9 protein-coding genes are annotated in these 13,557 nt (G+C 60.7%); 5 read left to right on the forward strand and 4 right to left on the reverse strand.

Going from position 1 to position 13,557, the window contains the following annotated elements:
- Positions 1-153: 153 nt before the first annotated feature.
- On the forward strand, positions 154-1,473 hold the full coding sequence (locus IC231_RS01105) for a hypothetical protein (protein ID WP_190782781.1): 1,320 nt from the start codon (positions 154-156) through the stop codon (positions 1,471-1,473).
- Between the two features lie 62 nt (positions 1,474-1,535).
- The gene (locus IC231_RS01110; RefSeq protein ID WP_190782782.1) at positions 1,536-3,080 is read left to right on the forward strand and encodes an OmpP1/FadL family transporter; all 1,545 of its coding nucleotides are present in this window, start codon (positions 1,536-1,538) and stop codon (positions 3,078-3,080) included.
- 79 nt (positions 3,081-3,159) lie between these two features.
- Here IC231_RS01110 and IC231_RS01115 read toward each other — a convergent pair whose 3' ends face one another.
- On the reverse strand, positions 3,160-4,128 hold the full coding sequence (locus IC231_RS01115) for a hypothetical protein (RefSeq protein WP_190782783.1): 969 nt from the start codon (positions 4,126-4,128) through the stop codon (positions 3,160-3,162).
- A 129-nt stretch (positions 4,129-4,257) separates the two neighbouring features.
- On the opposite strand from IC231_RS01115, the gene IC231_RS01120 reads away from it, so the two are divergent.
- Positions 4,258-6,570 carry a S9 family peptidase gene (locus tag IC231_RS01120; protein ID WP_190782784.1) on the forward strand — a complete coding sequence of 771 codons (2,313 nt, stop codon included), beginning with the start codon at positions 4,258-4,260 and terminating at the stop codon, positions 6,568-6,570.
- Positions 6,571-6,861: 291 nt separating this feature from the next.
- Complete coding sequence (locus tag IC231_RS01125) at positions 6,862-8,370, forward strand: energy transducer TonB (RefSeq protein ID WP_190782785.1); 1,509 nt, start codon at positions 6,862-6,864, stop codon at positions 8,368-8,370.
- A gap of 50 nt (positions 8,371-8,420) precedes the next feature.
- On the opposite strand, the gene IC231_RS01130 is transcribed toward IC231_RS01125, so the two are convergent.
- Positions 8,421-9,863 carry an aldehyde dehydrogenase gene (locus tag IC231_RS01130; RefSeq protein ID WP_190782786.1) on the reverse strand — a complete coding sequence of 481 codons (1,443 nt, stop codon included), beginning with the start codon at positions 9,861-9,863 and terminating at the stop codon, positions 8,421-8,423.
- 115 nt (positions 9,864-9,978) lie between these two features.
- On the opposite strand from IC231_RS01130, the gene IC231_RS01135 reads away from it, so the two are divergent.
- Positions 9,979-11,730 (forward strand): hypothetical protein, encoded by a 1,752-nt coding sequence (locus IC231_RS01135; protein ID WP_190782787.1) that lies wholly within the window; start codon positions 9,979-9,981, stop codon positions 11,728-11,730.
- Positions 11,731-11,794: 64 nt separating this feature from the next.
- On the opposite strand, the gene IC231_RS01140 is transcribed toward IC231_RS01135, so the two are convergent.
- Complete coding sequence (locus IC231_RS01140; protein ID WP_190782788.1) at positions 11,795-12,748, reverse strand: glycosyltransferase family 2 protein; 954 nt, start codon at positions 12,746-12,748, stop codon at positions 11,795-11,797.
- 23 nt (positions 12,749-12,771) lie between these two features.
- Positions 12,772-13,509: a class I SAM-dependent methyltransferase gene (locus tag IC231_RS01145; protein ID WP_190782789.1), complete on the reverse strand. Its 738-nt coding sequence runs from the start codon at positions 13,507-13,509 to the stop codon at positions 12,772-12,774.
- Positions 13,510-13,557 lie beyond the last annotated feature (48 nt).

Below are 13,557 nucleotides of genomic sequence, written 5' to 3' on the forward strand. Positions count from 1 at the left end.
CAAGATTTGTATTAAGAAATCCGGCACCGTTTCGCCGCCAAATTACGTTATTAAACCGGAGCCTCCCGCCACAGTCAGCCAGCTAGTTCAGGCAACCCTTTGACTCGTACGCTGCTCTTTCCTTTTGCCCGCCTTCTTTCCGTGTTAGCCGCCATGAAAAATTTCCTGCCCACTTTATTGCCTGCTCTCTCCCTGCTTGCGCTGGGTGGCTGTGCCGGCACCGCTGCTATTTCCTCCACGGAAAATGACGGCGTTTATTATTCTTCCCAGGACCGCACCACGCAGAATACCCGGACAGCGGTAGCCTCTACTACCTCTTCCGGAATTGTTGCCGGTGACGAGCTAACCAACCCGGACTATGCCGGTGAAAGCACGGCTTCATCATCGTCGGGTGGCACGGAATACTATGACGAAGACTATGCGTATTCGTCACGTATACGGCGGTTTCACCAGCCTTACTACCGTGGCTTCGGCTACGGCTACAACGACTTCATTTACGCCGACCCCTTCTGGTACGGTGGCCCCGGCTACTACTCGGCCTGGGGCCCAAGCTACTACGGCGGCTACGACCCTTTCTGGGGGCCAGGCTTCTACGGTGGCAGCTTCGTGAACATCAATATTGGTTTTGGCAACCCGTATTGGGGCCGCCCCTGGGGCTGGAACCGCTGGGGTGGTGGCTATGGCCGCGGCTTTTATGATGGCTACTACAGTGGCCTGTATGGTGGTGGCTATGGCGGCTACTACGGCAACGGTGGCTACTACGGCGGCGGTATAGGTGCTGGCTCAGTACGTAACGTGCGCTACGGCCCCCGTAGTGGCCGCAGTGCCGAAGCCACAACGGCCGGTGGCCGACCCAACACAACAACTCCCGGTGGCCGGGGCCGTGTAAACCAGGGTGGTATTGTTGCACCAGGAGGGACTACTCCTGTAGGTGGCGTAGTGGGCACAAGTCCTACGCCTGCCACGCGTGGCAGTATTCGCTCGGCGGAGGTGATGCCTGATGCCGCAGCCAAACCAGCAGTCCGTAACGGCCGCACGGTGCAGGTTGCCGAGCAGGCAGCAGATGCTGCTACTCCAAATCAGAAAGCGCCTAACACCCGCTACCAGCCACAGCAGGAAGCTACCACTACCGGTGATGCTGCCGCTCCTGGCCGCGTTGGCGGAGAGGGGCGCCGCTGGCGGGTAGCGCAGGATGCCAGCACGGGCAGTGGCCAGGCCGCTCCTGCATCTTCCGAATACTCGCAGCCTCGCCGTACTAGGAGCATTTTTAGCCCAGGTGCTACCCAGAATGGCAACGGCCAGACGGCCGACCAGCCCGTGCGCCGCCAGCAGCGTACGTATGAAGCGCCACAGCGGACCTACGAGCAGCCGAGCCGGGCTTCGGAGCCCTCGCGGAGCTACTCGCCGCCCGCAGGCAATGGCGGTGGCCGGAGCGGCGGGGGTGGTGGCGGTGGCCGTGGCCGCGTGAATTAAGTGTTATTTCTCAGCAACTGAATCTGCGACTGGCTACTTAGCGGCCACCTTCCTTTCCTCAGATGAAAAACCTGAAATACTGGCTTGCCATGGCTTTTGTAGGCCAGGCCAGCTACGGCTTTGCCCAATACGAAGTAGATGCGCTGCGCTTTTCGCAGAACCAGCCCAGCGGCACAGCCCGCACGCTGGGTATCGGGGGCGCTAACTCAGCGGTGGGCGCCGACCTGAGCAGCCTTGTAACAAACCCGGCTGGTTTGGGCCTCTATCAGCGCTCTGAGTTCAGCTTTACGCCCGGCTTGGGTTTGGGCAGCACTGAGAGCAAGGCATTTGGCACTACCACCACCGACTCGCGCAATAGCCTGCATGTTGCCAGCCTGGGTGCCGCTTTCGTCAACCGCCGACCTGATTCGGATGGCAGCGACTGGCGCAACGGCACCTTTGCAATTGGCTTCAACCGGATCAACGACTACAACCAGCGCTTCCGCTACCGTGGCACGCCAGCCCTGAACCAGGATATTCTGCAGCGCCTGGCCGACCCGGTTAACAGCGTCGCCGATGTTGTAGCGCAGGACAATAGCCAGAGCTACTACTCGCTTGACGGCTTGGCGTATGGCGCGTTCCTGACGGACCGTTTTACTAATCGGCAGGGGCAGGATAGCCTGGGGCTTTCCACGCCGTTCACCACTACTGGCGCGTTGCAACAGGACGAAACCGTACTTACTACAGGTTCCCAGACGCAATTTGACTTCGGCTACGGCGCCAGCTACCGCGACCGGCTGTATCTGGGTGGTGCCATTGGTATTGTGAGTACGCGCTACAACTCGACCAGCGTAATCACAGCCTCAGAGGCTACTCCCGATGCCAATACGGCTTTCAACAGCCTCAACTACCGTGACGTGCTGGAAACGCGGGGTAGCGGCATCAACCTGCGGGTAGGTGCTATTTACCGTGTGAATGATGCTGTGCGGGTAGGTGCTTCCATTCAGACTCCTACTTGGATGCGCCTGTCAGAAAGCTACAGTTCCTCCCTCAGTGCTAATTTCGACCGGCCGCTGGTAGTCGACGGGCAGAGCTACAGCAGCCGTACCGCCAGCTCCGACCCCAGCGAGTTCAACTATGTGTTGACGACGCCTTTCAAGGCAACTGGCGGCGTGGCCGTAGTGATTGGTAAATACGGTTTCCTGAGCGGCGACGTGGAATACCTCAACTACAGCCAGGCTCGTCTCAGCAACGATACGAACAACGACCTTGTGGGAGGCACCGATTACGACTTCAGCGCCAGCAACGACGCCGTGCGTAGCCTCTATCGGTCGGCCGTGAACGTGCGGGTAGGTGGTGAGCTGCGGTTCGACATCTTCCGGGTGCGGGCCGGCTATGCCCGCTACGGCGACGCCTACAAGCAGAACGATTTTGACCGCACCCAGAACTATTTCACGGGTGGCGTGGGCCTGCGCCAGAAGAATTTCTTTCTGGATGCTGCCGCCGTGTATGGCACCAGCAAGCGGTTCTACAGCCCGTACACCCTTAGCGAAGCCGGTGCTGCACCAGTGGTTAGCATAGACGGCAACAAGTACACGACTACCGTCACAGCAGGTTTCCTGTTCTAGCTTCCGCACTCAGAATCACCATTCATCAAAAAAGGCCGCCTCCAGTTGGGGGCGGCCTTTTTTGATGAATGGCGGCGGTTTATTTCGTGATGCGAACCTGCGCCTGAATAGCCGCGGCAGGGGCTGTCGGAAAGTCCTCAATCAGAATAAGGCCGGACTTGCCGGTGGCGGTCCGAAACGCTACTACCTGGCCTTTGCTGAGTGAACCGGTGCGGGTGACGGGCGTGAAGGCAGTGCCTGCGTCGAAGGCCGCTACCAGTTCTGGAGTTGTGTCGGCGGAGCCAAACGCGTTGGCGTCCAGGGTAGTGCGCCGAAACTGGGTGGTGCGCTTGCGGAGCCAGCCGCTAAGTCTTACTGTGGGGTCGGCGGGGGCTGCTAGCCCGGCCTGCCCACCAGTAATAGGCTGATACACCAAGTCAACTGAGTCACGGTTGGCAATCTGGTCGGGGGAGGAGCCCAGCGCAAACGCCGGCAGCACCAGCCCCGATGCCAGCGTGGCAAAGCTCCGCGACTTGCGGGTACGCGGGGCCTGCAGGCGCATAGAGTAGCGGTGATAGGTCAGCAGGGAGTCGGGGTTGCGGAGCGTGAGTTGGTAGCTGCGCTTGTTGGAGCGGCCTTCGGCATCTTCTATCTGAAACGTCCACCGTTCCTGGCCGGAAGTGCTGCGCGTAACGGCAGTATATTGAAACGCAATAGCGCGCGTGCCCGGCGCCAGCACCGAGTCGAGGTACACGAGCGGGAGCGTGTCTTTGGGTACAAGGTCCGGATCGAAAGCCGTGGTAGTGGGGTAGGTGTAGGGGTTGCGGGTAGGGGTGTAGTCTACTGTAATGCGCAACCGCGTAAGAGCCGGACCATTCACTGTGTCGCGGGCTTCGGCAAACAGGCGCGTCGTGAACGTATCGGTGGGGATAGTGCTCAGTCTATCCGACGAAATAAAGGCCGGCGACGTGCTGCCCACCAAGTCGATGCGTGGACCGGGGTTGGGGTCGGGGTTGCAGCCGGCCAGCAGCACCGGAAACAGAAGCAGAAGAAGCAGGCGAAGACGCATAAGTTCGGTAAAGGTCGGAGTTTCGGGCCGGATGTGGAAGGCGGGCTTTTCGCCGGCCCGCGTGCAACCATGCAGGCAGCATTGCCTACCTTAACGACTCCATTGCCTTTGTCATTTTCCTTGACCTGCATGAAATTCCGCTCTTTTGGGCTGGCCCTGTGGCTGGCCACTGCCGGCCCCGCGCTGGTTCCCACCGTGCTGACCACCGCTTCGGCTCAGCAGAAACAAAACCTCACCCTCGAAGACATCTGGCAGAAAGGCACTTTCGCCGCCAAATCGGTGCCCGGCTTCAACTGGATGAAGGACGGGCGCTACTACTCGTCGCTCGAACAGGGCAGCCTCGTGCAGCACGACGTAACGACCGGCCAAGCCGTTCAAACGCTCGTGGCCGCCGCCGACCTCAAGCTGGCGGGCCAGGACAAGCCGCTGCCCGTGGATGGCTACAACTTCAACGCCGATGAGCAGCAGATTCTGTTCAGCACCGACACGGAGGCCATCTACCGCCGCTCCAGCAAGTCGAATTTCTACATATACAACCGCCAGAGCAAGCAGCTGACGCCCCTGAGCAAAACGGCCGGCAAGCAGCTCTACGCCACTTTCTCGCCCGATGGCAAGCGGGTAGCTTTCGTGCGCGACAGCAATCTGTTCGTGACGGAACTGGCCACAATGCAGGAAACGGCCATCACGACGGATGGCGTCCTCAACAAAATCATCAACGGCGGCACCGACTGGGTATACGAGGAGGAATTCTCGTTTGCCCAGGGCTTCCAATGGTCGCCCGATTCGCGCTACGTGGCCTACTACACGTTCGATGAAAGCCAGGTGCCCGAGTACAACATGCAGGAGTGGGGCCCGCTCTACCCCAAAGACTACCGCTACAAGTACCCCAAGGCTGGCGAGAAAAACTCCATCGTCAGCATCTCGGCCTACGACGTAGCCGCCGGCAAATCCACCAAGATGGACGTGGGCGCCGAAACCGACCAGTACATTCCGCGTATCCTCTGGACCCAGACGCCCGAGCTGCTCAGCATCCAGCGCCTCAACCGCCTGCAGAACAAGCTCGAAATCCTGCATGCCAACGCCAAATCCGGCCAAAGCAAAGTGGTGCTGACGGATACCGACAAAGCCTACGTCGACATCACCGACGATGTGCGCTATCTGGCCGGCGGCAAGGAGTTCCTGTTCACCAGCGAGAAGGACGGCTACCGCCACCTCTACCTCTACAACATGAACGGCAAGCTGGTACGCCAGCTCACCAAAGGCAACTGGGAAATCACCGAAATCAACGGGTTCGACGAGAAAAAGGGCCTCGTGTACTACACCAGCACCGAAAACAGCCTGCTGACGCACGGCACCTACTCCACGGCCAATGTCGGGATGGGGCAGAACCGGCCGCTGGAGCGCCATCTGTACCGCGTCAGCCTCAAGGGCAAAGACAAAACGCGGCTCAGCGATGCCACGCGCGGCACCGACGTGGTAAACATGAGCCCCGACTGCCGCTACTACCTCAACTACCATTCGGAGGCTGGCGACCCGCAGGTGGTGAGCCTGCGCAACGGCCAGGATGGCAAGCTGGTGAAAGTGCTGGAAGACAACGCCAAGCTGCGCCAGAAGCTCACGGAGTATAACCTGGGCAAGCTGGAATTCACCACCCTCGATGTCGACAACGGAGCCGGGGGCGAGCCTAGCATAGTGAAGGGCAAGCAGAGCCTGGTGGCTTCGGTGCTCAAACCCGCCAACTTCGACCCGAGCAAGAAGTACCCCGTCCTGATGTACGTGTATGGCGGCCCCGGCTCCCAGACGGTCAAGGATGATGCTGGCGGCGGTATTGCCTTCACCAACTACCTCTGGCACCAGCTGCTGGCCCAGAACGGCTACATCGTGGTGAGCGTGGACAACCGCGGCACCGGCGCCCGCGGCTCCGACTTCAAGAAAAGCACCTACGCCAACCTCGGCAAGCTCGAAACCGAGGACCAGGCCGCCGCCGCGCGCTTCCTGGGCCAGATGCCCTACGTCGATAAGAGCCGTATCGGCATCTGGGGCTGGAGCTTCGGCGGCTACATGACCGCCCTGGCCCTCACCAAAAACGCCGACGTGTTCAAGATGGGCATTTCCGTGGCGCCCGTCACCAACTGGCGCTACTACGACACCGTGTACACGGAGCGGTTCCTCAAAACGCCCCAGGAAAACCCCGCCGGCTACGACGACAACTCGCCGGTGCAGCACGCCGACAAGCTTAAAGGCAAGCTCCTGCTCGTGCACGGTACAGGCGACGACAACGTGCATTTCCAGAATTCGGTAGCCTTTACCGATGCCATGATCAAGGCCAACAAGGACTACCAGACGCTCTATTACCCTAACCGCAACCACGGCATCTACGGCGGCAACACCCGCTTGCACCTCTACCGCCAGATGACCGATTTCGTGCTCAAGAACCTATAGCAGGTTCTTCCGACAACGCATTGTTGCAGGCTTCCAATCGGTAACCTGCCTTCAATAGAAAGCCCCTAGCTTCTTTAGACGCTAGGGGCTTTTTGCTGCTGCACAGCTACTATTTGCCCATTGTGTCAGACCGATTCTGGCATACGCTGGTGTTTTCCGCCATACGCCAGCACATTTCTTTCGCGGCTAAATGCCTATACTTGAGCTGTTGGCGCTGCGCGACTGACTGAAAACCATCTGTAGAGCACACGCAGCCTAGCCTTTTGTTCGTTTGTGCGTAGAAACCCAGCAATGCGAATACCCCGGCTACCTTCATTTATTATTGGCCTGGCCCTGTCGGCCGCCCTGCCCGCCTGCCAGCCCGATAAGCCCGCCAGCACCGAGCAGCGCACGCCCGCTTTGGCCGATTCGCTAGCCCTCGATTCTCTTTCCGACCCCGTTGGCGCCCTCGATACCACGCCCGTGCGCCGCGACTGGCACCGGCTGGCCCGGCCCACGCGCCGCAACGCCCCGCTTATCGTGTACCGGAGCGTGCGCCGCGCTCCGGCCGGCCTCCAGGATACCGCGCCGCCGCCCGGCGAAGCCACGCTCTTCGACCTCGCCCGCAAAGCCAGCGAGTATTTCCAGATTGACCCCACCCAGGCCGCTGAAGTCCGGGGCCGCGACGGAACAATCGTCCGTATCAGTGCCGGCACGCTGGTTGATGCCCAGCAGAAGGCCGCTACTGGTCCTGTTTGGGTAGAGCTGAAAGAGTGCCTGACGCCCGCCGAAATGGTGCTTACCAACCTCAGCACCACCACCACTGATGGCCAGCCCCTCCAGACGGCGGGTATGGTGTTCATGAAGGCCACCGCTGCTGGCCGCCCCCTGCAGGTAGCGGCCGGCCGCACGGTGCGTCTTGAGCTGCCCGCCCCCAATGGACGCCCGCTCACCGATATGCGTCTCTACTACGGCCAGAGCACTACAACCCCGGTACGCTGGGAAAAAGCGCCCGAAATGGCTGCTCCCGTCTCCGAAACGGCCGAAACCATTTACACCGACGCCCGCCCCATGCCCGCCTACGGCAGTGGCCCCGCCGACATCAACCGCCTGATTCGCTATCCGCAGGAAGCCCTGGCCAGCCGTACGCAGGGAGTTGTGTTTGCGTCGTTTGTAGTGGATGAAGGTGGTAAAGTGCTGAATCCGAAAATCCTCTATGGCCTCGGCCACGGCTGCGACGAGGAAGTGCTGCGCGTGCTACGCCAGACTTCCGGCCGCTGGACACCCGGCCAGCGGAACGGCGAGTTTGTGAAGGTGAAGATGATGCTGCCCATCCGGTTTTCCTTCAACGAAGGCCAGCTGACTGCCACCGACAGTACGCCGGCGTCGGGGCAGGAAGCTCCCGTTATGGCCGCGGCCTCACTCCCCACCGCAGCTTCTGAAGAAGCTGCGGCTGCACCCGAACCCACCGACCGGTACGTGTTTCACTGCAGCCAACTCGGCTGGTTCAACGCCGACCGCCCTGTTTCCGGGGCTACCAGCAGCTACCAAGCACTGTCCTCCGAAACCGACGCCACTACGTCCGTACGGTTGGTAATGCGCGGTGCCACGCCTTCTGTTTTGGTTGGGCAGCCCACAGAAACCGGCTATCAGTTCGATAACGTGCCGGCCGGCCGCCGCGCCATTCTTATCGGGTTGCGCTACCAAGGCGGCACGCCTTACTTGGCCTGGCAAGAAACCACCACCGGCCAAGAGTCCACCCCGCTGGAGTTCCAAGAAACAACGCTTGAAGAGTTGGAGCGCCGCCTAGAGCGGTTGTAGTCAGTGTCAAACCTGACTGCAAGCGCCGGATGCGTCGCTATGATTCGGTATTACAGTTTCACGGTAACGCTCTGAGGCTCCGTGAAAAACCGTAGCGCCTCTAGACCACCTTCGCGCCCTACGCCAGAGTTCTTCATGCCCCCAAAAGGCGTACGCAGGTCGCGGTGCAGCCACGTATTGATCCACACGATGCCGCTGTGCAACTCGTGCGCCACACGATGGGCGCGGTTCAGGTCGCGGGTCCAGATGGTGGCGGCCAGCCCGTATTCGGTGCCATTGGCCCAGGCCAGGACTTCCTCTTCGGTATCAAACGGCGTGAGCGTAACCACGGGACCGAAGATTTCCTCCCGGTTCACGCGGCAGTCGGGCGCCAATCCCTCAAACACGGTAGGCTGCAGGAAATAGCCTTCGGCGCAGCGACCCTCCAGCGTTACGCGCTTGCCGCCGGCCAGCAGCGTGCCGCCTTCCTCGTGGGCCAGCGCAATGTAGCTTAGTACCTTTTCCAGATGCGCCTCGCTCACTAGCGCGCCCTGCCGGCTGCCGCTGTCCTGCGGGTCGCCGACGGTAAGAGCGGCCACGCCCGCCAGAAACTCCTGCCTAAACTGCTCGTAGATGCTGCGCTCCACGAAAATGCGCGAGCCACACAGGCAGATCTGGCCCTGATTGGCGAAGGAGCTGCGCAGGCTGGTGCGCACGGCCTCGGCCAGGTCGCAGTCGGCGAAGATGAGGTTGGGGTTCTTGCCACCCAGCTCCAATGAAAGTTTCTTGAACATGGGCGCGGCGGTACGGGCGATATGCTCGCCGGTTTTGGTACCGCCCGTAAAGCTGATGGCTTTGATGCCCGGATGCTCGATAATCGACTGGCCCGCGCCCGGCCCCGTGCCGTGTACGATATTGAGCACCCCGGCCGGCAACCCCGCCTCCATGCACAGCTCGCTCAGCAGAAACGCCGTGTAGGGCGTGATTTCCGACGGTTTGGCTACCACGCAGCACCCGGCGGCTAGTGCCGGCGCAATTTTCCAGGTAAACAGATACAGCGGCAGGTTCCAGGGCGAAATGCAGCCCACCACGCCCAGCGGGTGCCGCACCGTGTAGTTCAGCGCCACGCCTTCCTGAAAATGGGTTTCGGAAGCAAAATGCTGTGCTGCCGTCCCGAAAAAGGCGAAGTTGCTGGCCGCCCTGGGAATATCCACGGTGCGGGCCAAGCTGACGGGCTTGCCGTTGTCCTGGCTTTCGGCCTGCGCCAGCCGCTCCAGGTCCCGTTCAATCAGCTCACTGATGCGCACCAGCAGCTTGCCCCGGTCTCCGGCCGGCAGACGGCGCCACGCGGCCAGCGCGGCCTGTGCCGCCGCCGTAGCACGGGCCACATCTTCCGCGTCCGAATCCGGAATCTGAGAAAATACCTGGCCGGTAGCGGGCTCAATATTGGGCAGGTAGTGGCCGGCGGAAGGCGGCACAAGCTGGCCGTTGATATAATTCTGGAGGTGTAGCATGGTGGGAGGGGGCGGATATGGACGGCAAGGTAAAGCCAGCCGGTTTGAATAGCTACTTTTGCCGAACGCCGGCGTAGCTGCGCTGCCGTTTTCACCCGTTTGCAGTATCACCTCTATGAAAAACTGGCTGCGCCTGACACTTCTGCTGGCCTTTTATGCCCTGTTGTTCGTGGTATTTACCTGGCCGCTGGCGGCCAATTTCACCTCGTCCTTTCTGGCTGTACCCGGCCGAGACTCGTATCAGTTCTTCTGGAACGTCTGGCACTTTCGCGACGCGGTGCTGAGTGGCCACAACCCGTACGTCACGGATTGGGTGTTTTATCCGCACGGTTCGGGGCTGGTGATGCACGCTTACACGCCCCTTATGGGTTTGGTAAGCGTACTGCTCGGCAATGAAATGCTGGCCGTCAATACCGGGCTTCTGCTCAGCTATGCGCTTTCGGGCACCGGAGCCTATCTGCTGGCACGGCGCTGGATAAAAAGCCCCATTCTGAGCCTGCTGGCGGGGTTTGTTTTCGCCTATTCCCCCTACAAGCTGCAGCGCCTGCCCGAGCACTACAACCTGGTACTCACGGCCACGGTGCCGTTCTATATCCTGCTGTTTCTGCGGGCGTTTGAGTTTCGGGAAGGCCGGTTTCTGCCGATAGTGCGTAGCTGGGGCGCGGTAGCAGGCTGCTTCGCGCTGGGCATCGTCACGCTGCTCTCCGACTATTACGTGCTCTTCGGGCTGCTGTATTTCTCGCTGGCTTATGCCGCCTGGTTCTGGTTCCGGATTGGGCGCATCCGGTGGCGGGAGCGGCGCACCTGGTTCTGGCTGGTCGGAATTCTGGTCGGTAGCCACCTCATCATCCGGCTGTTGCGCCTGAAGCACGTCAGTGAAAACGGCGGTATCTGGTGGGGCGGCGACGTGGTATCGTATCTGATGCCGCCGCCCACGAGCCGCTTTGTGTACTGGGACTGGGCCGAACGACTCTACAACAACGCCGAGGTGTTCAACATGCCCGGCAACCTGGAGAATACCGTGTTTATCGGGTACGTACTGCCGCTGCTGGCGGTAGTGCTGTGGGTGTTGCGGCTGGCCCAGAAGCGGCCGGTTTCGCAGCGTTTTCAGGATGTACAGGGCCGCCCGCTATTGTGGGTGCTCATCATCTTCCTGCTGTTTACGGTGCCAGCGCTGCGCATTTATGGCCATGAGCGGTTGAATCTGCCCACAGCTATTCTACATTTCATTCCTTTTTTCAACAATATTCGCTGTCCTACTCGCTGGATTATGATGGTGGGCCTGTTGCTGCCCCTTGTCTCGTTCAGTGCGCTAGAGGCGGCCTGGCACGGGCGGCTGCGCCCGGCTACCCAAATCCTGCTGAGCCTGGCCCTAGCCGTTCTGATTGGGCTTGAATTCTGGCCCCAGCCGTACCAGCGGGCGTCGCGGGCTGCCATTCCGGCGGTGTTCAAAGAAGTAGCGAAGCTGCCCGGCACTACCCTGGTGCCTATTCCGCTGGGTATTCTGGATGGCTACCGGCAGGTGGGCGTGATGCAGTCGGAGCAGATGTTCTACCAGACGCTGCACCGCAAGAAGCTACCCATTGGGTATCTCTCGCGGGTGCGGCCCGAGCTGTTTGCCTCCCTGGACCAGGAGCCGGTACTGCATGCGCTGCTCCACCAGCAGATGAAGCCCGATACCATTCAGCCGGCGCCTCCTACTACCGCGCAGCTGCAGTCTTTCCTGCGCACCTACGACCCCGCCGCCTTCGTCATCGACCCGGCCTACCGCAATAAGCCGGTGCACCTGTACCTGCGCCAGCTGCTGCTGCCGTTCGGCTACCGGGAGCGGCTGGTAGGCGGCTACGTATTGCTGGCAAAACCATAGGCCCCTGCCTGCATTAACAAAAAGAACCGCCCCAGGGCGGCTCTTTTTGTTAATGCAAGATGCTCTAGCGCAGTTGCTTATCTGTTTGCGGCGCGTGCGTGATGTTGGTGTCGGAGATGATGTAGAGCGGGCGTTGGCGCACGTTGGCCGAGAGGCGCGCAATGTACTCGCCGATAATGCCTACGGCAATCAGCTGCACCCCGCCCAGAAACAGGATGCTCACCATAAGTGAGGCCCAGCCCGGCTGGTAGTTGCCACTCACGAAGCGCGAGTACAGCGTGTAGAGCATCACAAGAAACGCCACCGCCGACACGATAAACCCACTAACGGTAGCCGCTTTCAGGGGCGCGTCGGAGAAGCCGGTGATGCCATCCAGGGCCAGCCGGATCATTTTGCGGTAGGTGTAGCCCGTTTCGCCGCCCGCCCGCTCGGCCCGGTCGTACTCGATGAACGTCTGGCGGTAGCCAATCCAGGAAATCTGGCCTCGGATAAACTTATTCTGCTCCGGCATTTGCTTCAGTGCATCCACCACTTTGCGCGAAATGATGCGGAAGTCGCCGGTGTCCACCGGAATGGAAATGTTGGTGATGCTGGCCAGGATTCGGTAGAACAGCTTAGCAGTAAGCTTTTTGGCGGCACTTTCGCCCTGGCGGGAGCGGCGTTTGGCATACACCACTTCGTAGCCCTGCTGCAATTTCTGGTAGAGCGGCACAATCAGCTCCGGCGGGTCCTGCAGGTCGGCATCAATAATGACTACGGCCTCACCCATGGCTAGGTCTAGGCCGGCCGTCACGGCAATCTGGTGGCCAAAATTCCGGCTGAAGTCGATGAAGCGCACCCGGTCGTCGCGCAGGGCCAGGGTCTGCACCAGCTGCAGCGACTTGTCGCGCGAGCCATCATTGATGAAGATAAACTCGTAGCGCAGCCCCATAGGGTCCAGCACTCCCCGGAGCCGGTCGTAAAGCGTCGGGATGTTGGCTTCTTCGTTGTAGATGGGAATAATGACGGAGAGGTCCACGGGCGGGAGGAGAAGGAGGGAAATCAGGCGGGCTTGCTGGCCAAAGCAAAGACGCTCACGCCGGTCGGAAGATTGAAGCGGCGCAGCCAGCGGTTTTCGGCCTGCACCAAACGGAATAAGGACTGGTTGAGAACGGCCGGCAGCCGGATCAGGTCGCCGCTCATGTCCGGCGAGGCAGACGGGCGCTGCCAGCGTCTCAGCAGCCACGTAGGAAAGAACAGCCAGAAGTTCCAGTAGGAACTGCGGGTCAGCTGGTAGCCGGCCTTGCGCAGCGCCTGCGACAGCGAAGCCGCCGTGTAGCGGCGGAAATGATGGTTGGCCACATCGTGCCGGCTCCAGAGCGAGGGATGCGCCGGCACGTACACCAGCAGCTGCCCGTTGGGCTTGAGCACGCGTTGCCACTCGTTGAGCGCCTGTTCTTCGTTCTGGATGTGCTCCAGCACATCGGAGGCTACTACCAGGTCAAAGCTGCTGTCGGCAAACTCCAGCTTGATGCCGTCCATGACCGCTACGTTGGGGATGCCCCGCTGCTGGGCCAGGGCAATGGCCGTTTCGCTGATATCGATGCCGCTTACCTCGTGGTAGCCGGTGTCCCGCAGGCGTTGCTGCAGCGGTCCTCCCGAACAGCCAATCTCCAGGATGCGGGCGTCTTTGGGCAGGTTCAGGTGCTTGATCTGGTCAAAGACGATGTCGCGGCGGGCCTGAAACCACCAGTGTTGTTCTTCCAGCTGATGATAGAGTGCTTCGTACTGCAGGTTCATACACAAAAGTAAGGCTTATTACGCCAGGAAAAGGGCAGCAGGGCCAAC

This window comes from Hymenobacter duratus, assembly GCF_014698995.1.
GTDB classification, from domain to species: Bacteria; Bacteroidota; Bacteroidia; order Cytophagales; family Hymenobacteraceae; genus Hymenobacter; species Hymenobacter duratus.

Excerpts from the sequence above, each read along its gene's own strand:
- IC231_RS01105 (WP_190782781.1), top strand. The coding sequence starts at position 154 with ATGAAAAATTTCCTGCCCACTTTATTGCCTGCTCTCTCCCTGCTTGCG.
- IC231_RS01110 (WP_190782782.1), top strand. The coding sequence starts at position 1,536 with ATGAAAAACCTGAAATACTGGCTTGCCATGGCTTTTGTAGGCCAGGCC.
- IC231_RS01115 (WP_190782783.1), bottom strand. The coding sequence starts at position 4,128 with ATGCGTCTTCGCCTGCTTCTTCTGCTTCTGTTTCCGGTGCTGCTGGCC.
- IC231_RS01120 (WP_190782784.1), top strand. The coding sequence starts at position 4,258 with ATGAAATTCCGCTCTTTTGGGCTGGCCCTGTGGCTGGCCACTGCCGGC.
- IC231_RS01125 (WP_190782785.1), top strand. The coding sequence starts at position 6,862 with ATGCGAATACCCCGGCTACCTTCATTTATTATTGGCCTGGCCCTGTCG.
- IC231_RS01130 (WP_190782786.1), bottom strand. The coding sequence starts at position 9,863 with ATGCTACACCTCCAGAATTATATCAACGGCCAGCTTGTGCCGCCTTCC.
- IC231_RS01135 (WP_190782787.1), top strand. The coding sequence starts at position 9,979 with ATGAAAAACTGGCTGCGCCTGACACTTCTGCTGGCCTTTTATGCCCTG.
- IC231_RS01145 (WP_190782789.1), bottom strand. The coding sequence starts at position 13,509 with ATGAACCTGCAGTACGAAGCACTCTATCATCAGCTGGAAGAACAACAC.